Source organism: Pseudomonas donghuensis (genome assembly GCF_000696345.2).
GTDB lineage: Bacteria > Pseudomonadota > Gammaproteobacteria > Pseudomonadales > Pseudomonadaceae > Aquipseudomonas > Aquipseudomonas donghuensis.
The window spans coordinates 2,420,557-2,446,178 of record NZ_CP071706.1; the positions used below are offsets into that span (position 1 = coordinate 2,420,557).

A 25,622-nucleotide genomic window follows, 5' to 3' on the forward strand; every position below is an offset into this window, starting at 1 on the left:
TCACTGCAGCGACTCGATTTTCCAGCGCCAGGTGCCCAGCGGGTTGTCTTCTCGGGTACGGACGAACACGCCATAGTCGCTCAGGTAGCTGTAGCCTTCGACCCAACGGTTGCCGCGTGGGCTCTGCCAGGTGCAGGTCAACGGCTTGGCGCTGCCCTGAAGGGCCGAGTGCAAGGTGCTGGCCGGTCGCGCCTTGCCGACCTGGCAGTGGGTGGTGCGTGTAATGCTCGCGGTTTGCCCGGCATAGCTGATGGTGTAGCTCAGTTGCGCATGGGCGGGCAGGGTTTGCCAGGCGCCGTTGAATGACAGCGCGGTCAAGCTGTCGCTGGCGTCCTGTTCCTGCCCGGTCATGATGTCGATACCGCGTGCGGCCAGATCGAACAGGCCGCGAAAACTCAGTTGCAGCTGTTGCGCTATCGTCGGGTCCACGGCCTGTAGTAACAGCTGGCCGGAGCGGCTGTCGTTGCTGAAGAACACCTGACGCGGCCTGTCGACGGTAGCGTTCCCGTCGGTCAGCTTCGCCTCGTAGCGATAGTCCAGCCTGTGCAGGGTCAGGCGTGGCGCCGGCAGCTCCAGGGCGGCGATGGCCGCAAGCACTTCAGGCCTGGCCCTGGGCGGCAGGAACGGCGGCGGCAACGGCGTACGGGCTTTGAGCGGCGCAAGCTCGGCCGGCGGTTGGCAGGCGGCGTTGAACAACTGCTGATAGTACAGCGGGGCCTGACGGTAGAACGCGCTGAAGGGCTGCGACTTGAGTCGGGTGCTGTCTACGCGGTTGTCGTTGTCGAGGAAGAACTGGCTTTGCCGGCTGATGAGCTGGCGCTCGCAATAAAACGCCAGGTGCTCGCGGCTGTGCAGGGCCATCACCGCGTGGCCGTATTGCATTGGATAGCGGTGGCGCTGGATGCCGGTCCAGGCGTAGGTAATGCCGCCCTCATGCTGCAGGCTGTTTAGGTCGATCAGCAGCCAGTCCTGATCCGCGTCCAGGTTCAGGGCTCGCCAGTCGGGGGCCTGACGCTGGTGCATGGGCAGGTGGCCGTCGCCTGGCGGGTCGGTCTCGCCACCTGCTGGGATGAGGCTGCAAGCGGCCAGGGTGAACACACCGAGACCCGCAGCAAGCGGCTTGAGGGCGAAGCGGGTGAGGGCATCCATGCGCATGAGCTCTAGGGTCAAAGCGCGGAGTGTACCAAATGCCTGCGCCAAGCTGTATGCCTGGCGCTATCCCTTGGTACGCCAGATCTGCGGCCAATGGGCGGTATCCACACTGTCGCACCAGCTCATCCGGCTAAATGACTTGAGCTGCATCACGGCTCCGTCATAGCGCCAGGTTGCATTCGCGCCGCAGTAGCGCCCTCCCGGCTGCAACTGGGTCAGCTCGCCGCGGGCCGGGTCGAACTTGAAAAAGCCATACATCTCGCCGCCCAGCACATCATGCTTGGGAACCGAGATGTGCAGCGAGGTGGGTTGATAGGGCGCGGTTCGCAAGGCGCGGTAATAGCTGTACATGCAGCCCTGGGCCGCACAGCCGTAGCGCAGGCCTACCAGCACATGGGTCGCGTCCAGGGCCGAGACCTCGGCTTCGGCTTGCCAGTTGTCATACTCAGGTTCACTCCATTCATGCCGGGTGATGGCAATGACTGCGTCGGCGATGGCCTTCTGCTCACCATCGCTCACCCCTGGCGCCGGTGTGAAGGGGGCGAGGGTGGGTGTCGGCGGTGCTGGCGGCAACTGGCTGTCGGGTCGCGTGCCGGGGTTTACGAAAGCGCTGGGGTGACCGATGCGTCCCTGCACTGAGTCGATAAACAGCAAGGAGGCACTCAGGCCCTGCAGCGATACCGGGTGCTGGCCGTTGGTAGTGTCCAATGACAGGGTCTGGCCGTTGCGCAGTTGGCGCAGCAACCTCACGGCGACGTCACCTTTTGCGTGATAACGCATCTGCCCCTGCGAGCCTGGCCGAAATCCCGCTGGCGCCGGGCCGCCGTCGATCAGCAGCCTGGCGCCCAGGTCGACACTGGCGTCGGTGAACAGGGTCAAGGCGGTGGAACCTTCGGCCCCGGCTTCGCGCACAAGCTCAAGGCCCACGCCCTGGTCGACGCTACGGGAAACGGCGGTACAGCGCCGGGTGTTGTCGCAGCCCACAACCCATTCCTTGAACTGCTTGAGCACCGGCTCCTGTTCCGGTTCCGGCGCGGCCAGGGCCAGGGCCGGCAGGAGCATCAAGGGCAGCCAGTTCCATCTTGCGTCAACCATTGTGGTTCAATCCTGCGGGGTAAGCGAACGTGCGTTTTGGCCGGGCATCATCGCAGAAGCCAGGCCAACTTCAAGCCGTTGCCGATGAGAACTCCGAGGCTGCTGTGCTATCCAAAGGGTATGACACGGGAGGTAACTGCAATGAACAGCAATGACCGCGACAAGCCCGCCAACGAGACGGACAAGCCTGCTGAAGACAACGACCCTGCCAACCGGCCGATCACCCCGACCACCCATCGTACCCAGGCAGACGCCGCCGAAGAGCTCAGCCGCAAGATCGCTGAAATCGAGCGCAAGGTGGCGGACGGTAATTGATGTTGTGGCAGGTGTAAAAGATCGCGGGGCAAGCCTGCTCACACGGTTGAGTTTTATATTAAGTAAAGGGCCGCAATGGCCCTTTACTTACAACCAACTCATCTAAGTGCCGCGTTTATTTGCACAGGGTATAGCTGCCCTGGTGCGCACCGCCCCTGTACAAGTCAAAGCGGTAACCGGCGCCAGCGCCGAAGTTGTAGGAACCACCGGTCAGTGTCCAGGAGCCTGCGCTGACGGAAAATCCGCCGCTTACCTGGTCTACTTCCTGATCGTCCAGCACCCGCAGGGCGGCTGGCGTGGCGGTGGTCATGTCGATGTTTTGTGCATGGGTCATGAGATAGTTACCTCGTTGATACAGTGGGTTCGTCCTAGGTTGATCCCCCCAGGAGAGGGCCTGGGCGCAGCGTATTACTCATTTTAAAAATGAGAGACCGATCACAGTTTTAATTACAGTTGTTCGCTGTTTCGATCCCCGGCCAAGTTAGTAATGCCACGGGCTCACGTGCAATAGTACAAGTGTGCTAGTGCCTGCGGATTAACCCGCCGTTATGCTGCTACGGACTCAGGTGAACAGTCTGTTCAGTGTGATTAACGTTATCCGCCGGGTCATGGATTGGCATGTTATTCAGGAGCGAAGCCGTGCACGCACGGCGTGACAAGGAGTTGGGCAGTGTGCTGCTGGTGGCGCCCGTGCCCCTGCGCTGGGCGGCACTTGCTGCGCTGCTGTTCAGCGTGCTGTTGATCGTGTTTCTGACCTGCGCCAGCTACACCCGCCGCGCCACCGTGACCGGTGTGCTGGTACCCCAGGGGGGCCTGATCAAGGTGTTTGCGCCGCAGGCGGGGGTGGTGCAAGGCCTGGCCGCAGTCGAGGGGCAGACCGTCGAGGCGGGCGCGACATTGATGGCACTAGGCAGTGACCTGTATGCCGAGGCCGGTGGCGCGCAGGTCGCCATCAGCCGTTTGATCAAGCGCCGTAACGATAGCCTTGCCGAGGAGATCGCCACTACCCGGGCGCTGCACCTGCAAGAGCTGGAGGGCAAGCGACGGCGCCTGGCCGTGCTGGAAAGCGAGCAGCACAAAGTCGTCACCCAGATGGACATCAGCCGCCAGCGCCTGGGCCTGGCTCAGGGCATCGCCGCACGCTACGCCGACCTGCAGCGCCAGGACTACGTGTCCCGCGACCAGCTTCAGGAAAAGCAGGATGCGGTGCTAGAAGTGCGCCTGCGCAGCGAGGAACTGAGCCGTTCATTGTTGTCGTTGCGCAACGATATTGCGACGTTGCGCGCCGAGCTTGCCGAGTTGCCGTTCAACCAGGGCAAGCAATTGGCTGAGCTTGAGCGGCGCTTGTCGCAGAGCCAGGGCAGCCTGCTGGAAAGCGAAGTCAAACGCCAGGTGGTGATTACCGCGCCGGCCAGTGGCGAAGTGACGGCCATTGGCGTGGTCAATGGCACCCGCGCCGACAGTAACAGGCCGTTGCTGAGCATCGTGCCCAAGGATGCCCAGCTGTATGCCGAACTCTATGTGCCCAGCCGCTCGGTGGGCTTCGTGCGCCCTGGGGATGCGGTACTGCTGCGTTATCAGGCTTATCCCTATCAGCATTTTGGCCTGGCCCGCGGCACTGTGGCGTCGGTGTCGCGCAGTGCGCTGCCGGCCGATGAAATCATGTCCGTGGGCGGCGTCTCCGAGCAGCAGCGCGAACAGGGCCCGTTGTACCGGGTCAGGGTCACCCTCGAACAACAAAGCATGCTCGGGCGCGGATTGAACGAGCGCTTGCGCTCGGGCATGCAACTGGACGCAGACATCCTGCAGGAGAACATGCCTCTCTATGAGTGGCTGCTTGAACCCCTGCGCGGCATAGGGAAACGCCTTTGAATATTCGCCAATCGCTGGCCTTCGGCATCGGTCGCAAGCTGCCCATGGTGCTCCAGGCCGAAGCCGCCGAGTGCGGCCAGGCCTGCCTGGCGATGATCGCCGGTTACCATGGCCAGCACCACGACCTGTTTTCGCTGCGCCAGAAGCTGTCGCCGTCAATGAAGGGCGCAACCCTCAAGCAACTGATGGCCATGGCCGCTCAGTTGGGCCTGGCCAGCCGGCCGTTGCGCCTGGAGCTGCAAGCGCTGGGGCAGTTGCGATTGCCCTGTGTGCTGCACTGGAACTTCAACCACTTCGTGGTGCTCAAGGAGGTCGGGCCGCGCGGGGTAACCGTGCACGACCCGGGACGCGGGGTGTGCAAACTGTCGTTCGATGAAGTTTCGACGGCGTTCACCGGCGTGGCCCTGGAGCTGTGGCCTCAGGGCGACTTCCAGCCGGGGCCGGCCAACCCACCGCTGCGTTTGCGCCAGCTGCTGGGCCGGGTGCAAGGCTTTGCCGGGGTGCTGAGCCATGTGCTGTTGCTGGCGGCGGCGCTGGAGCTGTGTATTGTGCTCAGCCCGTTTTTTTTGCAAACGGTGATCGACAAGGTGCTGGTCAGCGCCGACCTCGACCTGCTGGCGGTCCTGGCGATCGGTTTTGGCTTGCTGCTGCTGATGCAGCAAACCCTGGCACTGGCCCGCTCCTGGGCCTTGATGTACCTGGGCACCCTGCTCAGCAGCCAATGGCAGATCAATGTATTCAGCCACCTGGTGCGCTTGCCCGTGGCCTTTTTCGAGCGTCGCCACCTGGGCGATATTGTGTCGCGCTTCGGCTCGCTTAAATCGATCCAGCACACCCTGACCACCTCGTTTGTCGAGGCCTTGCTCGATGGCCTGATGACCCTGGTGACCCTGGGCCTGATGTTCGCCTACAGCCCGCTGCTGGCGCTGATCGCCCTGCTGGCCATGGTCATCTATGCACTGGCGCGCTGGGCCTGGTTCGGCCCGTTGCGCCGCGCCAGCGAAGAGCAACTGGTACACGCCGCCCGGCAGCAGAGCTACTTTCTGGAAAGCATGCGCGGGGTGCGCACCATCAAGTTGTTCGGCCATCAGGAGCAGCGCGCCAGCACCTGGGGCAGCTTGCTGGTCGAGGAAATCAACGCCGGCCTGCGCCCGCAGAAACTGGAGTTGGCCTATCGCGCCTTCAACGGCCTGTTGTTTGGCCTGGTGACGTTGCTGGTGATCTGGCTCGGCGCAAGGCTGGTGCTCGAGGGCCAGTTCAGCGCCGGGATGCTTATCGCTTTCAACGCTTACAAGGAGCAGTTCAACAGCCGTGTGGCCGGGCTGATCGACAAGCTGGTCGATGTGCTGATGCTGCGCCTGCATGGCGAGCGCCTGGCCGATATCCTGCTGCAGGTACCCGAACACAGGCAGTTCCCGGCCGCCGGCGACAGCGACGCCGATGAGTGTGTACCGAGCCTTGAAGTACGCCAGCTCAAGTTCCGCTACGGCGAGCATGAACCCTATGTGCTGGATGAGGTGTCGGTGCGCATCGAGGCCGGGGATTCACTGGCGATTGTCGGCCCCTCGGGCGGCGGCAAGACCACCTTGCTCAACGTCATGCTCGGCATCCTCACGCCCAGCAGCGGCAGCGTGTTGCTCGACGGCGTTGCCATCGATAGCCATAACCTGGACCGCCTGCGGCGGATCAGCGCCACGGTGTTGCAGGACGATGTGCTGTTCGCCGGCTCGATTGCCGACAACATCAGTTTTTTCAGTGCCGAAGCCAACCCGCGCTGGGTCGAGCAGTGTGCGCGCATGGCTGCGGTGCATGATGACATCGCGCAGATGCCCATGGCCTACAACACCCTGGTGGGCGACATGGGCACGGTACTGTCGGGTGGGCAGAAGCAACGAATCTTGCTGGCGCGGGCCCTGTACCGGCGGCCCAAGCTGCTGTTTCTCGATGAAGCCACCAGCCACCTCGACATCGCCAGGGAGGCGGCGGTCAACCAGGCGCTGCAAGCGCTGAACATCACCCGCATCATTGTCGCTCATCGCCCCGATACCATCCGCTCGGCGCGCCGGGTGCTGGCGCTCGACAACGGCCGGGTGGTCTATGACGGCCCGCTGATCGAGACGGATGAGCACGCGCCAGCCGAGTCGGGCGAGATTATCCGCGGTGCGGCGTCGTCGTCATGAACCGGCACCTGCTCAGCCTGTGTCTGGCAGGGTTGCTGGCAGCCAGCCTGGCTGCGCCGGGCTGGGCCGCCGAACCGCTTGATGCCTGCCCCGGTCGCGTGCAACTGGACGAGCCGCTGGGGTTGTCCACGGCAGTCGCCATTGCCCTGTGCGCCGATCCTGAGGTGCGCGAAGCCTGGCTGTCGCAGCTGAGCAGCCAGGCCAACCTCGATGCCGAGCACTCGGCGTACTGGCCGACCGCACAAGCCCAGCTCAGCAGCGGGCGGGCGAGCCGCAAGACACGCTATGACAACTTTCCCGAAGCGGACTCAACCTTGAACACCCGCACCAACAGCTATGGCGTGAACCTGAGCTGGGTGCTGTATGACTTTGGCCTGCGGGCGGCGAAAGTGGAGGGGGCCCGCCAGTTGTTGAATGCCGCCGCCAGCAGTCGCGTGGAAAAAATCCAGGCAACGGTGCTTGACACCAGCAAAGCCTTCTACCAGGTCCAGGCCAACGCCGCGTTGCTCGAGGCCAAGCGCAGCGCCGAATCGCTGGCGGCCAACAGCCTCAAGGCGGCCACGGCCAAATACCAGGCCGGGGCCGGCGAGCAGACCGACCGCTTGCAGGCCCAGACCACCCATGAGCAGGCGCAGCTCGAACGGGTGCTGGCCGAGGGTGAATACGCGGCGGCCCAGGGGGCCCTGGCCAGCGCGCTCGGGCTGTCACCCTCGGCGCCGCTGAAGCTTACGGCCTTGAACGAGCCAGCGGGGCAGGAGGGCGAGTTCATGGCCAGCGTCGATGCCTTGATGGCGCAAGCCAGGGCCCTGCACCCGGCCATCGAAAAGGCTCGCGCCGAGTGGTCCGCCACCCGCGCCAAGGCAGATCAAGCGCGTGCCGAGGGGCGCCCGAAGGTGTCGCTGTTCAGCAGCTACCAGCAGGAGGACACACCGATCGACCAGGTGTCGACGCGCCAGCAGATCGAGACCTGGAGTGTCGGGGTGCAGATCACCGTGCCGCTCTTCGATGGCTTTCTTAGCCGTCGTCGTGCCCGTGCCGCCGACTACGAAGCCGGTGCCCGCGAGCAGGCGGTGGAGCAGGCCGAGCGCACGGTCGCCCTCAACGTCTGGAAGAGCCGCCAGGCTCTGGATGCGCGCACCCGGGCGCTGGCGATCAGCCGTAGTTTTGTCGCCAGCGCCGGGCAATCCCATCAGGTGGCATTGGGGCGTTACAAGGCCGGGGTGGGCAGCATCATCGAGCTGCTCAGGGCACAGAACGATCTGGCCATCGCCGAGCAGCGGCGCGTGGAGTCGCTGGTCAACTGGTACACCGCCCGGTTGCAACTGGCAGCGGATCTGGGGCAGTTGAATGGCGCGTTGTGAGCTTGGCGGTGCATGAAGCCGCTAGTGGTAACGCCCTCGGCAGGCATCCAGCGCGTTCAGCAGGTACTCTTCGGGTATTGAATATTGCTCAAGATCCTCTACAGGCAGCGCCTGGCCTTCGTCGGTTTCCACCAACAGCAGCGCCAGCTGTTTTTGCTGGAAGAAGGCCAGGATGTCGCGAATGTCGCTGTCGCGCTGCAGATGGTCATTGCCGTAAAGGTCAGCACTATAGAAAAAGCCCTGCGCGCCGAGGGCCAACAGCTTGCGGGCGCCGCTGATCGACATGTTCAGCCGTTGATGCAAAAACACGGCGATTTCCAGGTCACGGGTGGGTGAGGCGCAGGCAATGCTGATTCTGGTCATGCTGTATAAATCCTCACGTATGTGCGCTGTCTTCATGACTAGAATCAACCTGCCATTCACCAACCGTGGAGAACCAGGATGAGCAATAAAACAACCATCTGCCTCTGGTACGACGGCACCGCGCTGGAGGCTGCGACCTTTTACGCGCAAACCTTCCCCGACAGCAAGGTCGGTGCAGTGCATCGGGCGCCGGGCGACTTTCCCTCAGGCAAGGAGGGGGATGTGCTGACCGTGGAGTTTACCGTGTTGGGCATCCCCTGCGTGGGGTTGAACGGCGGGCCGATGTTCCAGCATAACGAGGCGTTCTCGTTCCAGGTCGCGACAGAAGACCAGGCCGAAACCGATCGCTTGTGGAGTGCCATTGTCGGCAATGGCGGCCAGGAAAGCGCCTGCGGCTGGTGCAAGGACAAGTGGGGGCTGTCGTGGCAGATCTCGCCACGGGTGCTGGTCGAGGCGGTGACCAGCCCAGACCGTGCTGCGGCCAAGCGCGCCTTCGAGGCGATGATGGGGATGCGCAAGATTGATATTGCGGCGATTGAGGCGGCGGTCAGGGGTTGAACTGTGGGAGCTGGCTTGCCAGCGATCGAGCGCGCAGCGGTCGTAGTCCGGTCAGCACTTGATGTATTGACTGGACTGGCCTCATCGCTGGCAAGCCAGCTCCCACAAGGATCCTATTGCAGCTAACCGCTGTGCCCTCAGAAACCCAAGGTCGCTGACACCAGGTAGGTGCGCGGCGTCGACAAGGTCAACCCCGCTTCGCTGTCATCGGAGGCGCCCGCCGAGGCCCAGTAGCGGTCATCCAGCACGTTCTCGACACTGGCGCGCAGGGTGATGTCCTTGTCATCGACCTTGAAGGCATAGCGTGCACCGAGGTCGTAGCGCTCCCAGCCGTCGATCTGCTTGCTGTTGGCCTGGTCCAGGTATTGCGAGCTGGAATGCAGGCCGCGGGCCGTCAGGGTCAGGCCGGCGAGGGCAGGCACGTCATACTCGGCGCCCAGGCTGACGTTGTACTCCGGCGTTGCCGGGGCGCGGTTGCCGTCGAAGCTGCCGCCGACGGTGTCGGTCAGTTCGCTGTCGATGTACATCACCCCACCCAGCAGGCGAAAGCCCTTGAGCGGTTCGCCAAACACATTGAGCTCGACGCCTTTGTTTTCGCGCTTGCCGTTGGGCCCGAACACCCGGGTGCTGGCATTGGTCTCGTAAGCCGGCTGCTTGATGCGAAAGGCGCTGGCGGTCAGGGCGAAGCTGCCCAGGTCATACTTGGCACCCACCTCCACCTGGCGGCTGATGAACGGTGCAAAGATCTGGTCTTCGTTGATCGAGGTCGACGGGGCGATCTTGCCCTGGCTCAGGCCTTCCATGTAGTTGGCATACAGCGAGAGCTGGTCGGTGAGCTTGAACAGGATGCCGCCCGAGGGCGAGACCTTCTCTTCGTCATAGGCGGTGTCGCCCTTGATGCCATCGCTCCAGTCATCGACCTGGACCCGCTGCCAGCGCGCGCCGAGGGTCAGCAGCAGGCGCTGGTCGAAAAAGCCCAGGGTGTCGGACAGCGCCACGCCGCTGAAGCGGTTCTCGGTATAGACCTTGGGGTCCGAGCGCAGCAGGGGGCCGGGAGTAGGGGTAGGGCGCGGGTTGTAGAGGTTGCTCGGGCGCGCCGCATAACGCCCGCCGCCGTTCTCGAAATCCATGTAGAAGTCGTTGGCGGCGAGGTTGACCTCGTGGCTCACCGGGCCGGTTTCGAACCAGTTGCGCAGGCCGGCGGTGGCGGTGCGCACGTTCTCGTCGCGGGTGAAGTCGCGCGGCTGGACGCTGAAGTCACCGGCATCGTTGGAGACCGGCACGTTGTGGCGGAGGAAGTCGTGGTTGCTCTTGCGCGCGCCGACGGCGCCGTAGGCCATCAGCGAGTCGTTGATATCGAATTCGGCGTTCACCGCGCCGAAGGTATCGTTGGTGCGCGCCTTGCTCCAGGCCTGGGCGTAGTTGCGTCGCACCTCCTCGGCATCCGGAACCTTGGCATTGGCGCCGACGATCACCCGCTCCTGGGGCGCATCGGTGTTGCGTTCGGTATGGCCGATATCGGTGGACAGGCGCAGCCGCTCGCCGCGAAAGTCCAGGCCGAGCACGGCCATCTCGCGGTCGACGCTCTGCTGGTCCCATTCGGTGTCGCCCGATTGCTTGACGCCGTTGAAGCGCAGGCCGAACTTGCCGTCCTCACCAAAACGCCGGCCGATGTCCACGGCGCCGCCGACCTGGCTGCCTGAGGCGTAGCTGCCGGTAAACTCGGTGATCGGTTTGTCGCTGGCGCGCTTGGGCACCACGTTGATGCCGCCGCCGACGCTGCCGCGTGGCGAGATGCCGTTGATCAGCTGGCTGGGGCCTTTGATGATGTCGACGCGGTCGGCCATTTCCATGTCGATGGAGTAGGTCGGCAGGATGCCATACAGGCCGTTGTAGGCGACATCGCTGTTGAACAGGCTGAAGCCGCGAATGGTGAACTGCTCGAAGCGCCCGCCAGCCGGGTTGGTGGCGCGCACCGACGGATCGCTGGCGATCAGGTCGCCGAGGGTCCGCGCCTGCTGGCCCTTGATCGCCTCGCGGGTGTAGGTGGTCATGCTGAAGGGGGCTTCCATGAAGTCGCGCGAGCCGAGCAAGCCTTGCGAGCCACGGCGGGCGACCTGGCCACCGGCATAGCGTTGGCCATCGTCGTCAGCGCCGCTGTGGGCACCGAGGATGCTGGTCGGGGCGATTTCCACGGCGTCGCCGCGTTGCGGTGCCGGCACCAGGGTATAGGCGCCTGCCGCCACCGGTTGCAATTGCAGGCCCGAGCCCTGCAGCAGCCGGGCAAACCCTTCATCGACGCTGAAACTGCCGCTCAAGCCGGCACTGCGCTGGCCATTGACCAGGGCCGGGTCCACCGACAGGCTGACCCCGGCCTGGGCGGCAAAACGGGTCAGCGCCGCGCCCAGGTCGCCAGCCGGCACCTGGTAGCTGCGGGTGGCGCTGTCGGCCAGCGCGCACAGCGGGGCCAGCGACGCCAGGCCCAGCATCAGGCACAGGGTCGGGGACGAAAACGAAGACGCCAGGCGCGTTCGGTGGCGTGTCAGTGCGGGCATTGTTGCGCTCTCTTTTGGGTTCACATGCCCTTGATGACAAGCGAGCGAACAAAAGGGGACAGGGCTTTTCGCAAATCATGCCACGCATGACGACGGCGGGTCTGCTCGCTGATCAGGCCGGGACGTACGGGGCGTAGTCCAGGTAACCCTTGGCGCCGCCACCGTAGTAGGTGTCGCGATCCGGCGCGGTCAACGGCCAGCCGTTTTTCAGGCGGGCAACCAGGTCGGGGTTGGCGATGAACGGCTGGCCAAAGCCCGCCAGGTCGATCAAGCCTGCGTCCACCAGGTCCTGGGCACGCTCCAAGGTCATGTCCCCGGCCAGGATCAGCGCGGTCTGGCCCAGTTGCGCCTTGCACTGCGCCAGCAGCTCACGCAGTGCCTGCTCCTGGGCCACCGCGCCTTCGCTGGCGAGGAAGAAGTGGGTCTGGTCCATCACATGCACATAGGCGATGCCGCGTTGACCCATGCCGGCGCAGAGGGCCGAGTAGGTCTCGTCGATTTGCGCGTAGATTGGCATGTCGAACAGCTGGCCGTACGGCGAGATGCGGATGCCGACCTTGTCGGCGCCGATGCGCCTGACGACGGCATCGACCACCTCAAAAACGAAGCGCAGGCGGTTTTCCAGGGTGTCTGCGGCGTAACGGTCGCTGCGATCGTTGACCAGCGGGTTGAGGAACTGCTCGATCAAGTAACCGTTGGCGCCGTGGATTTCCACGCCGTCAAAGCCTGCGGCAACGGCGTTGGCGGCGGCCTGGGCGAAGTCTTCGACTACCCGGCCGACTTCTTCAGTGTTCAGCGGGCGCGGTGTCGAGGTCGGGACAAAACCGGGCTCGCCGCTGTCGGTATAGCCGAAGGCAATCGCGCCCTGGGCGACCTTGCTGGTGGCGCTGACCGGGGCCTGGCCATCGCGCTGGATCGAGGTGTGCGATACCCGGCCGACATGCCACAGCTGGGCAAAGATCTTGCCGCCGACGCTGTGCACCGAGTCGGTCACCAGCTTCCAGCCCTGGACTTGCTGCTCGGTGAAAATGCCCGGGTTGAACAGGTAACCCTGGCCTTCGCGGGAAATTGGCGTGCCTTCGGAGACGATCAAACCGGCGGTGCCGCGTTGGGTGTAATGCAGGGCGATCTGTTCGGTGGCGATGTCTTCGGGGGCGCGTGAGCGAGTCATGGGCGCCATGACGAAACGGTTGCTCAGTTGCAGCGAGCCGAGGTCATAAGGGGCAAACAGGTCATTCATGAGTGGGGCCTCTCGGTGGAATGGCGCCATCCTAGGGTCTTGCGAAAACAGCTACAATCGAGGCAAATGGCAAAACACTATTGCTGTAACAGCAATATGTGCGCCTATACTGGGCGGATTTCCCGTTGCAGGAGCTGCCCATGCACCTCAAGGCCCACCGCTTTTTCGCCATGGTGGCGGTAACCGGCAGCTTCTCCGCCACCGCCCGGCACTTTCAGGTGCCGGCCTCATCGGTGTCACGCTTCATCGCCGCGCTCGAGCGCGAGGTCGGGCAGCAGTTGCTGTACCGCAACACCCGTGCGGTCAAGTTGACTGACGCCGGCGAGCGCTATTACCTGCAGATTCGCGAAGTGCTGGAGCTGCTGGATGCCGCCGACGAATCGATCAGCGGCAAGGCCGGCGACATTCGCGGCCTGGTGCGGATCAACGCGCCGGTGGCCTTCGCCCATTTGCACATCGTCCGGCTGCTCAATGGCTTGCATGAGCAGTACCCGGAGCTGACCGTTGAACTGACGGCCACCGATGCCTATATCGACCCGGTGCAGGAGGGCGCCGACATCACCTTCCGCGTCGGCCACCTGGAGGATTCTGGATTGATCGGGCGGCAGATCTGCACCCAGCGGTATGTGCTGTGCGCAAGCCCCGATTACCTGCACAGATATGGCCAGCCGACGTCCGCGCAGGACCTTCGCCAGCATTGCTGCCTGGTCTACAAAGGCACCGGCGGGGCGCAGCGCTGGCACTTGCGCCGCCCGGGCAGCGATACCGTTGAAGTGGTCGACGTGCACGGGCCGCTGCGCAGCAACAATGCCCAGGTGCTGGTCGAGGCGGCCCTGGCCGGACGGGGCATCGTGTTCTTTCCGTCCTGGCTGTTCAGCAAGCACAGCTTTACCAGCAAGGCTCTGGTGCAACTGCTGCCCGACTGGGAAGGCGCCGTGGAGGCGACGCCGAGCCAGATCCACCTGCTGTCACCGGAAAACCGCCTGCGCTCGCAGAAGGTGCGGCGGGTGTGGGACTACTTTCTCGACGCCATCGGCACGCCGCCGTATTGGGATGACCTGGGCGCTTGAGTCAACCCTTGGCGCGCCAGGTCACTGGCCAATAGTCCTCGTTGATGCTGTCGCAGCGCCACATGGTCCGGCGGTCCTTGAGCTGCATGGCCGTACCGTCGTATTGCCAGATCGAGCTATCGCCGCAGTCCTTGCCCATCTCGCGGAAAATCTTCAACTGGCCGCTGACCGGGTTGAAGCTGATCAACCCGTACAGGTCAGGGGCAAAATCAGCCTCGGGGGCCGCTTTGAGCTCAAGCGGCGTCGCCTGGTAAGGCGCCGTGCGCGAGACGCGGTAGAGGCTGTGGTTGCAGCCGTCCTCGGCACAGCCATAGCGCAGGCGCACCAGGGCGTGAGCCGGGTCCAGGGGGTAGACCTCGGCCTGGGCCTGCCAGTTTTGATGGGGCGCAGCGCTCAGTTCGTCTTTGCTCAAGGCGATCATGTAGTCGCCGATGGCCTGTTGCTCGGCCTCGTTCAAGGCCGGTGCCAGGGTGAAACGCGGCAGTTTGGGAGTGGCCGGGGCCGGCGGCACGCGGCTGTCCGGCTGGTAGCCGGGGCGCACGAATGCGCTGGGGTGGCCGATGCGCCCTTGCACCGAATCCATCAGCAATAGGGCGGCGCTCAAGCCCTGCAGCGATACCCGGCGTTCGCCAAAGTTGCTGTTGGAACTCAGGGTGTCGCTGTTGCGCAGCTCGCGCAGCTTCTCAACGGCGGCGTCGTTTTCCAGATAATAGTACTCACGGCCCTTCGAGCCGTATTTCCAGGGTTCGGTGGGGTGGCCATCGAGGTGAAATTCGTAACGCAGGGCGACGTCGTCGTAGCTGATCGCACTGACCCGGGTGCTGCCTTTGGCGCCGGCTTCGCGAACGATGTACAGGCCCATCCCCGGGTTGTCGGTGCTGCCCGACACCGCAGTGCAGCGACGGGTGTTGTCGCAGGCCACCCGCCAGTCCTGGAACACCCGGGTCAGTGGCACCGGTTCCGGTGTTGCGGCTTGGGTCAGGGCGGGTAACAGGGTAAGGGCCAGCCAGGTCCATCTTGCTGAAAGCATCGTGCATTGATCCTGCGGTGTCGGTGAAGGTCGGCATGATCGCACCTTGGTGGTAGTCTGGCAGCTGTTTAGGGACAATCAGTGCAGGAAGCCTTGTGATCTCCATCCGTCCCGTTTTACCCCATGAATGGCCAACCTACCGCGACCTGCGCCTGCAGGCATTGCAGGATGCGCCGGATGCGTTTGGCAGCACCTTCGCAGCAGAGTCGCAACGAACCGATGAAAACTGGGCGGCGCGGATTGCGGCGGCCCATGCCAGTGGCAACGACCGGGCGTTTTTCGCGGTTAATGGCGACGTGGTATGCGGGCTGGTCTGGTGCAAATTGTCCGCCGCCGAGCCGGGTGTGGCTGACATCTATCAGATGTGGGTCGACCCGGCGGCGCGCGGCCTGGGCGCCGGCGGTGCCTTGCTCAAGGCGGCATTGGACTGGGCTACCAGCGTTGCGGTGCGCCGGGTTGGCCTGGGCGTGACCCTCGCCGATAGCCCGGCGATGCGTTTGTACCAGGCCCATGGCTTTCAGCCGATTGGCGCGCCGGAGCCACTGCGCGAGGGTTCCAGCCTGATGTCGCAGGGGATGCAGCGACAGCTGAGCGCTTAATCCTCGAAGCGCCCTGAAGGGTCGCGATCCCGTTCATAGTGCCTGCTGAGCGGGAAGGGCGGCAGCCAGGACTCGCGGCGGATGGTCCAGCTTTCGTAGGTGGGCGTGAGCAGGTCCGGGGCATCCAGCGAGCCGAGGTTCACTTCGACTTCATCGCCTGAGCGGGCGAACACCGACGAGCCGCAACGGGGGCAAAAATGGCGCCCGGCGTAGTCACGGGTTTCGCCCTCGAGGGTGACCGCGTGTTCGGGGAATATCGCCGAGGCGTGAAACAGCGCGCCATGGTGCTTGCGGCAGTCCAGGCAGTGACAAAGGCCGACCCGGTAGGGGCGTCCCGAGGCTGCAAAGCGCACGTTGCCGCACAGGCAACCGCCGGTGAAGTGGTCCATGGTGCGTCTCCTGTTGTGTGTTCAGGGCATGGTGTGGGCGCTGGTTGTACTGGACACCTCGCGGGCTAGGCTTCGCAGATTTTGTACAACCCGACACTCATGATCATCAGCATGAACCCAATAAAGATCAGCCTGCCGGAAACAAGCAAACGGCGCCTGAGCTGCCTGGGGAAGTTGTGCAGTTGCGTTGCATCGAGTTGGCCTTGGCGTATATGTTTTTGCGGATAGGCCAGCAAGCCACTGATCATCCCGATAAGCACCCAACGGGAGATCAGGCTTGACGTCCCCCAAACGCGAATTTGCTGCTCAAGCCAGGTGCTGTTTTGCAGCGCTGCAAGTGACCTCTCGAAATTTCGGCCATTTGCGATGCATGCGCTCATCACGATCCCAGTCAACATGATGATCCACGGGCCAAGGATTAGCACTATTTGTACTTCCGGAGGCCATGAGCGAGGGTCAATAGTCATGGGCCTGTCCAGTTGTAGAATAGCTCTCCCGCAAGATCACCGGAGGTGTTGCCAACCACGCTTCCCACATAAGTGCCAATGCCTACCAGAACTATGCCGCAAACGGCGCCGCCGTGCGGTCCGAAGCTTACGCATACCGAAGCGGCGGCTCTGCCACCTGCGTATGCGCCAGCCAACCCGCCTCCAAGTCCGCCCGTGAAGCTGCCGGTCTCGGTAAAACGGATTTTCCTGCATTCCTCAGTCGCTCCAGCTTGACACGCTTTCTGCACCTTCAACCAGGATGCAGTTCCACCCAGTCCAACTCCAACATAGCCACCATACTTGAGATACTTGGCGGTCTTTGCCACCTGTTCCAGATGCGTAGCGTAGCCAGGAATCTGTCCAGCTCCACCAGCGCGGCTCCAGTGGTGAACCAGACTGCGGGTGGAAATCCCCAGGTTCTTGCGTAAGCTCTCGTGGCTACCAAGGCTGAGATGCTTCTTAAGAAAGATACTCCTCAACTGTGCATCAAGCTGCTGGAAGAGCGCGCGCCGGGCATTGAAGAACGCTGGACTATTCAACCTGCCACGGCGATTGAACTCACGCTGGTGTAATTGTTCGATACTGCGCAATGTACCTTCTATCTGTCTCAAGCCCTTCTCCAGCATATCTTTGCCAATACCCATCGATAGACTTGCGGTGCCCAGCATGCCGGCGATTTCGGGCAGGTTGCGCATCATGAAGTCTGCTTCATGGGAAGTGAGCAAGGCCAGGCTTTCGCGTACCTGGGCTGCTGAATTCATTAGTTGGGCTTCTTCGCGCGTGCAGGCACTGTCGATGTCCGGGTCGCCAATGACGAAGATTTCGCCTGCCTTGAAGCCGCTGGCAAAGGTCGGGTTAAGCCGCTGCAGCCGGGCGATCAATTGCGGTCCATGTGCAGTAGTAAGCAATGCCACTACCTGACCGCTAGTCATGCTGCGCGGCACGATGTAGAAGCCGGGCTGCAGCGATTCGGAGGTAGAGGTTATCGAGGGGGCTGGAGAAGCAGTTGAGGGCGGCATCCTTGTCATGCGCAGGTTCCTTGGGCAATGAGGCCCGGAACCTAGCACCAACGCTAGCGGCATAACGCACCGGTGGACGGAATCGGAAATGTCCCACAGTAAAAGCAGATTCGTTTAAGCAAGTGTACGAAAATGCCTATGGGGGCGGGGGCAGTCCAGTTTTCCTAGTAAATAAGATGTGACTGTTTGTCGATGTTTGAGTAATTTGCCTGAGGAGGTACTTTGGATTGGGTTAAAAGCGTCATTATTAAAATGACAGAAGTGATGATGTCCGACTGCTCTGACTTGAATGCAATTCTTGATCGTATAAACAAGAGAATGGCGCCGGTCTCAAAAGATCTACGTCACGCCGACAATCGATGTGTCGTTGATTGTACAGGTGAGTTGCTACTTAACCTCGTCGAGCAAAAATATGGGCGCTTGACCTTGGAAGATCACGAAATTTGTACCAGGCCAGCTTTTCTGGACTCTCCAAGATTACGTGTGGGCGTAACTGTGTCTACGACAGATAATCCTGATGTAGTGAATCTCGCTTGTATTGGGACTTTGGTGGAAACTTGGGAGCAGTTTTTTTACGAGCTTGCTCATGAGTCTGTACATCTTCTCGGTCCGGCTGACACGAATGTTGTTCCAGTAGCTGCGATTGAGGAGGGTGTGGCAGTTAAATTTGCAGAGGATTTCTATGCTGAATTTATTTTTCCCGTCACAGGAGTCAAACCACTTCATTCTCCGTTAACCTCCCCGAGGAGTGTGTACTTCAAAGCTCATCAGAGAGTCAGTAAAATGCCTGATAGGTTATTGAAAGATGTTAGGCGTGAGTTTGAAAATTTCCATTTGGTGAGTAATCCTGGATTCTATGATATGGCGAAAAATTTATTACATTGGAGGAGGCGGAGATGCTGACTTCGCCATTCGACTACAGAGCGTTCTGAACCTGCTATAGAGCAAAATTGGAATTTTGCTTCGGGTTTGAGTGACGGGGTCTGAGGACGTCAGGTTCTGTACGAAACTCTTTGAAACCGCTGTTGCCGCACCTGAACACTGAGATTCGGAAGAGTGCGGGCCCATTGAAGGCAGGAGGCCAGGATGGTTAAGTGGTACGAAATTCCTGATGCAGCCTGGGAGCTGGTTGCTGAGCTCTTTGAACAGCCCCGCCGCAACGGTCGGCCGAGAGCCGATGACCGCTTGATGCTCAGTGCTTCTGGGTGTTTTACTCAGGCGCCGCGTGGCGCGAAATATCCGATCGCTTCCGCCCTTGGTCAACGGTCTACCAACGGTTTCGGGATTGGCGTAACCAAGGAACGTTCAACCTGATGCACAAGCGGCGGCACATCAAGCTGAACGAGCAAAGATTGATCGACCTGGAAACCTGGATGATCGACTCCACTGCTGAACGCGTAACCCGAGCCTCATCTGGCGCCGGGAAAAAAGGGGGCCTGATGAGGCTCGGGTTACGCACTAGGTCGCAGTCTCGGAGAGCTGACGACCAAGATTCATATGCTTTGCGACGCTAATAGCGTACTTCCCGGCAACGCAACATCATCGAACGCATGTTCGGCTGGATGAAAGAAAACCGCCGCATTGTGACACGCTTCGACAAGCTCGCGAAAAACTACGGAGCGATGGTCTCGTTAGTTTGTGCTATGCGGTGTTTGCGAAATTACTTTTAGTACAGTGCCTAGTCAATAACCCTGCAGGAGCGGGCCTTGCCCCGCAATGCGATGTAGCTGACAGAACGCTATCGCGGGGCAAGCCCGCTCCTGCAAAGTCAGTACCCGGTCATTTCCAGATAGCCCTTGCCGCTCACACTTCCACTAAAGTGCACGGGCCCTTCCCAGTACGGAAAACGCGTAGACATCCAAGCGTTCGGCTCCAGCGCATCGACCTGCACATCCACGTCATGCGCCAGCACCTGCACGCGCCAGCGGGTAGGCACCTCGCGGCCGTTTTCCTGCTTGCTCCAGGCCAGCTCCTGCAACTGGATCTGTTCACCCTGCAGTGCCTGGGCGCGACCCTCGGCACTGATCCAGGTGCCTGCGCGGTAGGGCGCGCCTTGTGTCTCGCGCACGCGAAACAGCATCAGTTTGGCGCCGCTGTCCAGGTGCAGGGAAAACCAGTCCCAGCCCGACTGCCCGGACGCCAGGGGCTGGCTGCTCCATTCGCGGTCGAGCCAGGCACTGCCGGTCACCGCAAGGCGTTGGCCGTCGCGTTCGACCTCGCCGCTGACCCGGTAGAACGGCTGGCTGTAATAGTACGACGCCTGGCCCTTGCCGGATTTTTCGCTGTAGCCCTGGGTGCCATGCAGCACCAGCGGGCCGGTGCTGACCAGGTTCAGGGTGTAGTTGAAGCCCTTGCCGTTGGCGGTCATTTGCAGGCGTGCGAGGTCGTTGCTGCCCTGCAATGACCAATCGTTGATCCAGGCCCGAAACGGCGTGGCTTCGACGCCCGCCTGGCCAATGCCACCGCGCGCCAGGGTTTCGCTTGACTGATGGCCGCCAGGGCCGGTGAGTGCGGCATGGCCCATCCACAGGTTGGGGCTGTTCCAGCCGGTTGTTTCCGGGCCGGGGCGCAGGGCCGAGCGGAACAACGTCCACTGTGCGCCCCAGTCACGTCCCTGGTTGTCCTTGAGGTTGGCGGTGACGTACCACCACTCGATGCGAAAGCCATTGTGGGCCGCGTGGTCGAGGGGGAACACCAGCGAATGGGCGCGCGTCACCTGGCTGAAGGCAGTGGCGTCCTGGCCCAATCCGGCAAAGCTTTTGGGCGTTGGCGCAGGCTGGTCGCAACCGGCCAGCAGCAACAGGCCGATCAACAGGCAGCGGTTACGCTTCATCGGCGAATTGCCTCAGCAGCGCGCTCGGCTGGCGCCGCGCCAGTTGCCACAACGGCCAGGCGCTGGCCAGCAGGCTGGTCAACAGGCCGAGCAGCGCCAGTTGCAGCAGTTGCGCGGCAAATACATGCAGGGGCAGGCGCCAGCCGAAGGCCTGGACATTGACCACCGCCACCAGGCACCAGGCCAGCAACAGCCCCAAGGGGATGGCCAGGAGCACGGTCAGGCTGCTCAGCATCAGGGTTTGCCCCAGTGACAACCACACCAGCTGGGTGCGCCGCACGCCCAGGGCCCAGAGGGGTGCCAACTGGCCCAGGCGGCTCTGGCTCAGGGTCAGCAGGCTGATGAACAGAGCGACGCCCGCCACCCCCAGGGTCAGGCTGTTGAGCGCCGTGGTGGCGGCGAAGGTACGGCTGAAGATCTCGGTAGACCAGCGTTTCAAGCTGGCTTGCTCGACCACGCGGCTGTCGTCCAGGGCGAAGCGTTGTTGCAGGTCGGCTTTGAGCGGCGCAATACCTTCAGGCGCCAGGTTCAGGCTGATAGTGCTCAGCTTTGCCTCTGGCAGGTGCCCGCGCAGCCAGTCGGCATTGACCAGCAGATGCCCCTTGGGGTTGCCATAGTCGGCATAGATGCCGACCACGGTCATGGCCTGGTTCGGTAGCTGCAGGGGGGCGCCCACCTGCACGCCCAGGCGCCGGGCCAGTTGTTCACTGAGCATCACTGCCCGACCTCTGGCCAATTGCGCCCAGGCCTGCGGGCGTTGTTCCAGCAATGGCCAACGCGCAGGGTAGGCGGGGTGATCGATGATGCCCTGGACTTGAACCGGCCACTGCTGCAAGCGTATTTCTGCACGCCAGCTGGGCAGCAGCGTAGTGACGGCCGGTTGCCGGGCGAGCCAGTCAGTGATTTGCAGGGCTTGTGTCGTGTCCTGCGGGGTGAGGTAAAGATCGGCTGAAAGGCGCTGGTCGAGCCAAGCGCTGAAGGTCTTGCGAAAGCCCTCGGTCATGCTGCCCACGCCGACGCTGGCGGCCAATGCCAACAGTAGCGCCATCAGCGCCAGGCTCAGGGCAGGGAGCTGCTGGCGGCTGTCGGCGACAAACCACTGCGCCAACGGCCCGCGACACAGGCGTGCCAGCCAGGCCAGCGCGCTATCGAGCAGGGCGGGCAACAGCAACGCTGCCGCCAGAAGCAATGTGGCGAGCAGGAGCAAGGCACTGGCCAAGCTGTTGCCCCATTGCCAGCAGCCCAGCGCAACCGCCAGCAACAGCCCGGCCGCCAGCGCCTGGCGGCGCAACCAGGGCCCTTGGGCCAGGCGCCAGGCTTGCGGCTGCGCCAGGGCCAGCAACGGCAAACGGGCGGCGCGCAGCACGCTGCTCACACCCGCGAGCAAGGCACCGAAGACACTCACCACGACCCCCGCCAGCCACCACCAGGCCGGCAGGTTCAGTTGCCCGGCCACCTGGGCGCCGTACAGGCCGCGCAAGCTGGCGGCGACATCAGGTAGCAACAGGGCGGCCAGGCCATAACCGCTGGCGACCCCGGCCAGGCCGCCGAGTACGGCGAAAACACCCAGCTCCAGTACCAGGGCGATCAACAGGGTGTTCAAGCTGATGCCGCAGGCGCGCAGGTTGCGAATCAGGCCGCGGCGCTGTTCGAGGGCCAGGCCGATGGCGGCGTGGGCGATGAACAGCCCGACGACGAAAGCCAGCAGGCCGAGGGCGGTGAGGTTGAGGTGAAAGCTGTCGGTCAGACGCTGCAGGTCGCCGTCGTCGCTGGGCGCGTGCAGGGTCAGGCGCTCGGCGAATGCTGCCGGCAAGGGCCTGGCCTCATCGCCCACCAGCAATCGCGACAATTGCCCTGGCGCGTGCAACAACGCTTGTGCATGGCCGATATCCACCACGATCACGCCCGGTGCCAACTGCGGCTGCACCACCAGGGGCGGCAACACCTGACCGTCACTGCTGGTAGCTCGCCCGGTGGCATCCACACCCAGTTGTCGCAACGTATCGGGGCCTACCCAGGCTTGCCCCGGCATGCCAATGAATGCCTGCAGGTCGAACCCTTGCAGCGAGGTGCCGGCAACGGTCATTGCCGCTGGCAGGCTCAGCGGCTCGATGCCGATCAGGCGCACCGTCAGCGGCTGCTCGCCGGCAAAGCGCAGGCGACCCTCCAGCACCGGCGACAGCTGCCAGCCGAGCTTGCGCAGTTGCAGATACAGCGATTGATCGAAGCGCTCACCGCTACGGGCCACCAGCTGCGCTTGCGCAGGGCCGGCCAGCACCGCACTGGCGCGGGCGTAGTCGGCCCGGGCCTGACTGTTGAGTGCCTGCACCCCGGTCCACAGGGCGGTGGCCAGCCACAGGCCGGTAAAGATGCTGAAAAACTGCAAGCGATGGCGCCGCCAATGGCTCAGCAGTGCCTGCAGGGCAATCAGCAGCGGGCTCATCACAGCGCCTCGCGCTGTATACGCCCGGCATGCAGGACGCAGCGCTGCTCCAGGCGCGCAGCCTGGCGCGGGCTGTGGGTGACCATCAGCAGGCTGCTGCCGGCCTCGCCGACCAGTTGCAGCATCAGCGTCAGTACCTCATCGCTGCTGGCTTCGTCGAGGCTGCCGGTGGGTTCATCAGCCAGCACCAGTGGCGGGCGGGCAGCCAGTGCGCGGCCAATGGCAACCCGCTGCTGCTGGCCGCCGGAGAGTTGCTCCGGGTAGCGCTGCAGCAGGCTGGCGAGGCCAAGGCGGGTGGTCAGGTAGTCCAGCCAGTGCTGCTCACAGCGCGCCGCCAGCCTGGCCTGAAAGGCAAGATTGGCCGCCACATCGAGGCTGCTGATCAGGTTGTACTGTTGGAACACCAGGCCGATGCCTTCCCGCCGCCAGCGTGCCAGGGCGGCTTCTGAACGTCCGTCCAGGGGCTGGCCGTCGATCAGGATGCGCCCGCTGTCGGCACGATCGAGGCCGGCGACCAGGTGCAGCAGGGTGCTCTTGCCGCTGCCGGACTCGCCCATCAACGCCAGGCTGCTGCCTTGGGCCAGGTGCAAGTCGACGCCTTGCAGCACCGGTAGCGGGCCTTGGGCGGTGCTGAAGGACTTGTGCAGGTGTTCGATGACCAGCATTGGACGGTTGTTCCTTGCAAACGCGGACCTGGGTACAGGAATAGCAGTGTTGCCGGGCTTTGCACGAATCACGGTAGGCACCGGCTGGGTTGCGACCGCTTCGCGCTCGATTGCTGGGCAAGTCGGGACGTCGCACCGCAGCCCCCACAGGATTTGGAGTGGTCATGCACCGATGTTTTCGGGCACGATAGCGCGGACTCAATCGCGAGCGTTGTACATGAAGCAAGAACTCTGGATGGAGCCGGATGACTGTCAAACCTTCTGCCTGGCCGGGCCCCGCGGTGACAACGCGCGGGCGCTGATGGGCGCCGGCTCAAGGCTTGTGTGGGAAGTCGAAGCTGACAGTTATTTCGACGCAATGAGCCAATACTATGCCTACATGGACTGGGGAGAGTACCGAAGCGACTTTCCCGAGCAGGATAAAACCTCCTACAAAGCGCTTGGCTGGTGTGACCAGGACCAGCCCTGTCAACGCGAGCCGGCATGAACAATCTCCTCGCCAGACTGATCCGCGATTACCAGGCAAGTGTCAGCGCCGCTGTCGAACTCATGCAACGCTCAGGCATCCCGAGACCCTCGAGCGCTATGGCGTGGGTGACGATGGATATCCCCCATCGCGGCGAGCTTGATGGCGGCGTTGGTTACTTCAAGCACGGTTACGGCTGTGCGGTTCACTTGCCCACCGGCCCCGTCGATTTCGACTTTGGCGAGCAGGGTGAGCTCGATGGCTTCGACCTGTGGCGGCTCGCCGGCTTTGCTGAGGGCAGACTGCCTTCGTACGGCTTTGCCGATGAGGATGCACTCAAGGCCTGCTTCAACGCCGAAATAGCGGCCGGTAGCCTAGTGAGTTCGGGCTATATCCTGTTTTACCTGGCGAAAGACCGCTGAGCCAGGTTCGCCGGTCAGGACGTTGCCAGGCAACGGCTGATCAGCTCGCGCAGCCAGCACCGAGGCGAGGAACATGAAGTGCGGCACCGACAGCACGCCCCGCTCGGCGGTGATGCCTGTGCCTTGTGGTATCGGGCCTGTATCGTCAGGTGTTTTTAGCGCTCGCTAAAAAGTACGCCACCAGCGCATTGGCATGGCCATGGCCCATACCATGTTCGGCTTTGAGCCAGTTGACCATTTCCATGTGCTTCTTGTCGTTGACCGTGCCAAGTTGGTTCAGCCAGTGGCTGATGGGCTGGCCGTACTTTTTCTCGATGGAGGGGAAGTACGAAGCTGGCCCTTTTACTTTTGTTTCTTCGCTCATGACGCGTGCTTCCTTTTACGTGGATGGAATGGGATGTGACCGAGCTCATCCTCTCGACTCGGCCACCAGCAACAAGGATTGCGGCAGCGGGTTTTGCGGATGCTGCGGCTCCTGCAGGGCGATCAGCCTGAACCCCGCCATGTCCAGGGCATTGATCCAGCTGGACAAGGTGCGCAAGTACCAGGGCATGGGGTGCCATTGGCCCTGAAAACCGGCAAAGGTCTCTTGCCGCCAACCGTCCTGATAGTCGCCTGCAGCGGCCGTCCACGGGTGCAGGGTCTGGATCACCAGGGCGCCGCCGGGGGCGAGCAGGGCGTTCATGGCGCCGAGCAGGGGGATGATGTCCTGGTGCAGCAGGGCGAAGTTGGCGCAGATCAGGTTGTAGTCGCGGCCAATATCTACCTGCGCTTGTGCCAGTGCCTGGTAGCTTGCCAGGTGTACCTGGGCAGCGCCCGCCGCCCGCGCCGCTTCCACCAGGGTCGGGTCGCCATCGACGCCCACGGCATCGATGCCACGCTTGGCCAGCGCCCGCAACAACCAGCCTTCACCACAGCCGAGGTCCAGCACGCGTTCGGGCTGGCGGCCGAGCACGGCCAGCAGAATGGCCTGATCGGTAACCTTCAGGCGGCTTTCGATGGCGCCGCTGCGGATGGCTTTGATCCAGGCTCGGGCGTTGTGTTGCCAGCTTTGCAAAAGTTCGGTTTCAGGGGCGGGCATTGCGCTCTCCAGTGCGGCGGTACCTGCCCAGTCTAGGCAAACGACCCGGTGCGCACCTCCCCGTTAAGCACATAACGTGCAACCAGCACTCCGCTTGGCGTGCTGCTCGATTGCGCCAGGGTAAATGCCGACGCGTGTGCCTGGTCATCGAACCAGCGCTTGCCACGCCCGAGGATGATCGGGTGGATCAACGAGTTTGCGCATAGTCTGCTCCTGATGGGGTGGGTTGAGGGCATGCCTGACCATAGTCGAACCAGGCGCGGCGAAATCGACAGTGCGCTGATCATCTGTGTACTATCGCCGCCAGGCCAATGCTGCCTGCCGCTCGCGCCCTCAGGGCATGGTGAAAGCATGTGAACAACTCCCGAACCCTGTCGCTTTTCTTGCAGTCGAGGTTTGGCAACGCGAGCACCTTGTGGCCTCGAC

The 25,622-nt window shown here is 62.9% G+C and carries 25 protein-coding genes and 2 pseudogenes; 11 read left to right on the forward strand and 16 right to left on the reverse strand.

From position 1 onward, the window contains the following. A complete protein-coding gene (locus BV82_RS11265) occupies window positions 1-1,149 on the reverse strand; it encodes a hypothetical protein (RefSeq protein WP_036996091.1) in 1,149 nt (382 codons plus the stop codon). A 66-nt stretch (window positions 1,150-1,215) separates the two neighbouring features. Then, window positions 1,216-2,247: a DUF1176 domain-containing protein gene (locus BV82_RS11270; protein ID WP_081839681.1), complete on the reverse strand. Its 1,032-nt coding sequence runs from the start codon at window positions 2,245-2,247 to the stop codon at window positions 1,216-1,218. 141 nt (window positions 2,248-2,388) lie between these two features. Here BV82_RS11270 and BV82_RS11275 point away from each other — a divergent pair, with 141 nt between their 5' ends. Then, on the forward strand, window positions 2,389-2,562 hold the full coding sequence (locus tag BV82_RS11275; protein WP_162835463.1) for a hypothetical protein: 174 nt from the start codon (window positions 2,389-2,391) through the stop codon (window positions 2,560-2,562). Between the two features lie 115 nt (window positions 2,563-2,677). Here the strand turns inward: BV82_RS11275 and BV82_RS11280 are convergent, their stop codons facing one another. Then, entirely contained in the window at window positions 2,678-2,896 is a 219-nt protein-coding gene (locus tag BV82_RS11280) for a hypothetical protein (protein WP_010225604.1), read from the reverse strand. Between the two features lie 284 nt (window positions 2,897-3,180). Between BV82_RS11280 and BV82_RS11285 the strand changes: the two genes are divergently transcribed. From BV82_RS11285 to BV82_RS11295, 3 genes are read left to right on the forward strand one after another with little or no spacing between them, the layout of a single operon-like run. Then, window positions 3,181-4,434 carry an HlyD family secretion protein gene (locus BV82_RS11285; protein WP_036996088.1) on the forward strand — a complete coding sequence of 418 codons (1,254 nt, stop codon included), beginning with the start codon at window positions 3,181-3,183 and terminating at the stop codon, window positions 4,432-4,434. 44 nt (window positions 4,435-4,478) lie between these two features. After that, complete coding sequence (locus BV82_RS11290) at window positions 4,479-6,614, forward strand: peptidase domain-containing ABC transporter (protein ID WP_420831751.1); 2,136 nt, start codon at window positions 4,479-4,481, stop codon at window positions 6,612-6,614. Continuing rightward, entirely contained in the window at window positions 6,611-7,975 is a 1,365-nt protein-coding gene (locus tag BV82_RS11295; RefSeq protein WP_010225608.1) for a TolC family protein, read from the forward strand. The genes BV82_RS11290 and BV82_RS11295 overlap by 4 nt, the downstream gene beginning before the upstream one ends. A 21-nt stretch (window positions 7,976-7,996) precedes the next feature. Here the strand turns inward: BV82_RS11295 and BV82_RS11300 are convergent, their stop codons facing one another. After that, complete coding sequence (locus BV82_RS11300) at window positions 7,997-8,338, reverse strand: hypothetical protein (protein ID WP_036996086.1); 342 nt, start codon at window positions 8,336-8,338, stop codon at window positions 7,997-7,999. A 78-nt stretch (window positions 8,339-8,416) separates the two neighbouring features. Here BV82_RS11300 and BV82_RS11305 point away from each other — a divergent pair, with 78 nt between their 5' ends. After that, the gene (locus BV82_RS11305) at window positions 8,417-8,896 is read left to right on the forward strand and encodes a VOC family protein (protein ID WP_036996085.1); all 480 of its coding nucleotides are present in this window, start codon (window positions 8,417-8,419) and stop codon (window positions 8,894-8,896) included. A gap of 137 nt (window positions 8,897-9,033) precedes the next feature. Here BV82_RS11305 and BV82_RS11310 read toward each other — a convergent pair whose 3' ends face one another. Both BV82_RS11310 and BV82_RS11315 read right to left on the reverse strand, forming a co-directional pair. Then, a complete protein-coding gene (locus BV82_RS11310) occupies window positions 9,034-11,451 on the reverse strand; it encodes a TonB-dependent receptor (RefSeq protein WP_036996084.1) in 2,418 nt (805 codons plus the stop codon). 112 nt (window positions 11,452-11,563) lie between these two features. Continuing rightward, on the reverse strand, window positions 11,564-12,691 hold the full coding sequence (locus tag BV82_RS11315; RefSeq protein ID WP_010225614.1) for an alkene reductase: 1,128 nt from the start codon (window positions 12,689-12,691) through the stop codon (window positions 11,564-11,566). A gap of 140 nt (window positions 12,692-12,831) precedes the next feature. Between BV82_RS11315 and BV82_RS11320 the strand changes: the two genes are divergently transcribed. Continuing rightward, complete coding sequence (locus BV82_RS11320) at window positions 12,832-13,761, forward strand: LysR family transcriptional regulator (protein WP_036996082.1); 930 nt, start codon at window positions 12,832-12,834, stop codon at window positions 13,759-13,761. A 1-nt stretch (window position 13,762) separates the two neighbouring features. On the opposite strand, the gene BV82_RS11325 is transcribed toward BV82_RS11320, so the two are convergent. Then, window positions 13,763-14,791: a DUF1176 domain-containing protein gene (locus BV82_RS11325; protein ID WP_036996081.1), complete on the reverse strand. Its 1,029-nt coding sequence runs from the start codon at window positions 14,789-14,791 to the stop codon at window positions 13,763-13,765. A 95-nt stretch (window positions 14,792-14,886) separates the two neighbouring features. On the opposite strand from BV82_RS11325, the gene BV82_RS11330 reads away from it, so the two are divergent. Continuing rightward, complete coding sequence (locus tag BV82_RS11330) at window positions 14,887-15,390, forward strand: GNAT family N-acetyltransferase (RefSeq protein ID WP_036996080.1); 504 nt, start codon at window positions 14,887-14,889, stop codon at window positions 15,388-15,390. Here BV82_RS11330 and BV82_RS11335 read toward each other — a convergent pair. From BV82_RS11335 to BV82_RS11345, 3 genes are all read right to left on the reverse strand, one after another. Further along, window positions 15,387-15,779 carry a GFA family protein gene (locus tag BV82_RS11335; RefSeq protein WP_036996079.1) on the reverse strand — a complete coding sequence of 131 codons (393 nt, stop codon included), beginning with the start codon at window positions 15,777-15,779 and terminating at the stop codon, window positions 15,387-15,389. The genes BV82_RS11330 and BV82_RS11335 overlap by 4 nt on opposite strands. Window positions 15,780-15,844: 65 nt before the next feature. Further along, window positions 15,845-16,246, reverse strand: coding sequence for a hypothetical protein (locus BV82_RS11340; protein WP_036996078.1), 402 nt, complete (start codon window positions 16,244-16,246; stop codon window positions 15,845-15,847). Further along, window positions 16,243-17,295, reverse strand: a complete 1,053-nt coding sequence (locus BV82_RS11345) for a hypothetical protein (RefSeq protein ID WP_036996077.1) — start codon at window positions 17,293-17,295, stop codon at window positions 16,243-16,245. Before BV82_RS11345 ends, BV82_RS11340 begins: the two co-directional genes overlap by 4 nt. A gap of 213 nt (window positions 17,296-17,508) precedes the next feature. Between BV82_RS11345 and BV82_RS11350 the strand changes: the two genes are divergently transcribed. Then, the gene (locus BV82_RS11350) at window positions 17,509-18,189 is read left to right on the forward strand and encodes a hypothetical protein (RefSeq protein WP_145997608.1); all 681 of its coding nucleotides are present in this window, start codon (window positions 17,509-17,511) and stop codon (window positions 18,187-18,189) included. A gap of 183 nt (window positions 18,190-18,372) precedes the next feature. Next, window positions 18,373-18,956 (forward strand): annotated as a pseudogene (locus tag BV82_RS11355) (transposase). 98 nt (window positions 18,957-19,054) lie between these two features. Here the strand turns inward: BV82_RS11355 and BV82_RS11360 are convergent. Genes BV82_RS11360 through BV82_RS11370 form a run of 3 tightly spaced genes read right to left on the reverse strand, consistent with a single transcriptional unit; the run spans window position 19,055 to window position 23,227 of the window. Then, a complete protein-coding gene (locus BV82_RS11360; RefSeq protein WP_036996075.1) occupies window positions 19,055-20,119 on the reverse strand; it encodes a lipocalin-like domain-containing protein in 1,065 nt (354 codons plus the stop codon). Continuing rightward, a complete protein-coding gene (locus BV82_RS11365) occupies window positions 20,109-22,562 on the reverse strand; it encodes an ABC transporter permease (protein ID WP_036996074.1) in 2,454 nt (817 codons plus the stop codon). Before BV82_RS11365 ends, BV82_RS11360 begins: the two co-directional genes overlap by 11 nt. Beyond that, window positions 22,562-23,227 (reverse strand): ABC transporter ATP-binding protein, encoded by a 666-nt coding sequence (locus BV82_RS11370; protein ID WP_036996073.1) that lies wholly within the window; start codon window positions 23,225-23,227, stop codon window positions 22,562-22,564. The genes BV82_RS11365 and BV82_RS11370 overlap by 1 nt, the downstream gene beginning before the upstream one ends. Window positions 23,228-23,444: 217 nt before the next feature. Between BV82_RS11370 and BV82_RS11375 the strand changes: the two genes are divergently transcribed. Both BV82_RS11375 and BV82_RS11380 read left to right on the forward strand, forming a co-directional pair. After that, window positions 23,445-23,714: a hypothetical protein gene (locus BV82_RS11375; RefSeq protein ID WP_036996142.1), complete on the forward strand. Its 270-nt coding sequence runs from the start codon at window positions 23,445-23,447 to the stop codon at window positions 23,712-23,714. After that, window positions 23,711-24,115, forward strand: a complete 405-nt coding sequence (locus BV82_RS11380) for a DUF6896 domain-containing protein (protein ID WP_036996072.1) — start codon at window positions 23,711-23,713, stop codon at window positions 24,113-24,115. The genes BV82_RS11375 and BV82_RS11380 overlap by 4 nt, the downstream gene beginning before the upstream one ends. A gap of 145 nt (window positions 24,116-24,260) precedes the next feature. Here BV82_RS11380 and BV82_RS11385 read toward each other — a convergent pair whose 3' ends face one another. From BV82_RS11385 to BV82_RS26365, 3 genes and pseudogenes are all read right to left on the reverse strand, one after another. Further along, window positions 24,261-24,479 carry a DUF4287 domain-containing protein gene (locus BV82_RS11385; RefSeq protein WP_010225630.1) on the reverse strand — a complete coding sequence of 73 codons (219 nt, stop codon included), beginning with the start codon at window positions 24,477-24,479 and terminating at the stop codon, window positions 24,261-24,263. Between the two features lie 45 nt (window positions 24,480-24,524). Next, window positions 24,525-25,196, reverse strand: a complete 672-nt coding sequence (locus BV82_RS11390) for a class I SAM-dependent methyltransferase (RefSeq protein ID WP_010225631.1) — start codon at window positions 25,194-25,196, stop codon at window positions 24,525-24,527. A gap of 32 nt (window positions 25,197-25,228) precedes the next feature. Beyond that, window positions 25,229-25,387 (reverse strand): annotated as a pseudogene (locus BV82_RS26365) (dihydrofolate reductase family protein); the annotation flags it as partial. Window positions 25,388-25,622 lie beyond the last annotated feature (235 nt).

Bases quoted from the DNA above. Each gene is read 5' to 3' on its own strand.
- BV82_RS11265 (WP_036996091.1), bottom strand. From the start codon at position 1,149: ATGGATGCCCTCACCCGCTTCGCCCTCAAGCCGCTTGCTGCGGGTCTC.
- BV82_RS11270 (WP_081839681.1), bottom strand. From the start codon at position 2,247: ATGGTTGACGCAAGATGGAACTGGCTGCCCTTGATGCTCCTGCCGGCC.
- BV82_RS11275 (WP_162835463.1), top strand. From the start codon at position 2,389: ATGAACAGCAATGACCGCGACAAGCCCGCCAACGAGACGGACAAGCCT.
- BV82_RS11280 (WP_010225604.1), bottom strand. From the start codon at position 2,896: ATGACCCATGCACAAAACATCGACATGACCACCGCCACGCCAGCCGCC.
- BV82_RS11285 (WP_036996088.1), top strand. From the start codon at position 3,181: ATGTTATTCAGGAGCGAAGCCGTGCACGCACGGCGTGACAAGGAGTTG.
- BV82_RS11290 (WP_420831751.1), top strand. From the start codon at position 4,479: ATGGTGCTCCAGGCCGAAGCCGCCGAGTGCGGCCAGGCCTGCCTGGCG.
- BV82_RS11295 (WP_010225608.1), top strand. From the start codon at position 6,611: ATGAACCGGCACCTGCTCAGCCTGTGTCTGGCAGGGTTGCTGGCAGCC.
- BV82_RS11300 (WP_036996086.1), bottom strand. From the start codon at position 8,338: ATGACCAGAATCAGCATTGCCTGCGCCTCACCCACCCGTGACCTGGAA.
- BV82_RS11305 (WP_036996085.1), top strand. From the start codon at position 8,417: ATGAGCAATAAAACAACCATCTGCCTCTGGTACGACGGCACCGCGCTG.
- BV82_RS11310 (WP_036996084.1), bottom strand. From the start codon at position 11,451: ATGCCCGCACTGACACGCCACCGAACGCGCCTGGCGTCTTCGTTTTCG.
- BV82_RS11315 (WP_010225614.1), bottom strand. From the start codon at position 12,691: ATGAATGACCTGTTTGCCCCTTATGACCTCGGCTCGCTGCAACTGAGC.
- BV82_RS11320 (WP_036996082.1), top strand. From the start codon at position 12,832: ATGCACCTCAAGGCCCACCGCTTTTTCGCCATGGTGGCGGTAACCGGC.
- BV82_RS11325 (WP_036996081.1), bottom strand. From the start codon at position 14,791: ATGCTTTCAGCAAGATGGACCTGGCTGGCCCTTACCCTGTTACCCGCC.
- BV82_RS11335 (WP_036996079.1), bottom strand. From the start codon at position 15,779: ATGGACCACTTCACCGGCGGTTGCCTGTGCGGCAACGTGCGCTTTGCA.
- BV82_RS11340 (WP_036996078.1), bottom strand. From the start codon at position 16,246: ATGACTATTGACCCTCGCTCATGGCCTCCGGAAGTACAAATAGTGCTA.
- BV82_RS11345 (WP_036996077.1), bottom strand. From the start codon at position 17,295: ATGACAAGGATGCCGCCCTCAACTGCTTCTCCAGCCCCCTCGATAACC.
- BV82_RS11360 (WP_036996075.1), bottom strand. From the start codon at position 20,119: ATGAAGCGTAACCGCTGCCTGTTGATCGGCCTGTTGCTGCTGGCCGGT.
- BV82_RS11365 (WP_036996074.1), bottom strand. From the start codon at position 22,562: ATGAGCCCGCTGCTGATTGCCCTGCAGGCACTGCTGAGCCATTGGCGG.
- BV82_RS11370 (WP_036996073.1), bottom strand. From the start codon at position 23,227: ATGCTGGTCATCGAACACCTGCACAAGTCCTTCAGCACCGCCCAAGGC.
- BV82_RS11375 (WP_036996142.1), top strand. From the start codon at position 23,445: ATGAAGCAAGAACTCTGGATGGAGCCGGATGACTGTCAAACCTTCTGC.
- BV82_RS11380 (WP_036996072.1), top strand. From the start codon at position 23,711: ATGAACAATCTCCTCGCCAGACTGATCCGCGATTACCAGGCAAGTGTC.
- BV82_RS11385 (WP_010225630.1), bottom strand. From the start codon at position 24,479: ATGAGCGAAGAAACAAAAGTAAAAGGGCCAGCTTCGTACTTCCCCTCC.
- BV82_RS11390 (WP_010225631.1), bottom strand. From the start codon at position 25,196: ATGCCCGCCCCTGAAACCGAACTTTTGCAAAGCTGGCAACACAACGCC.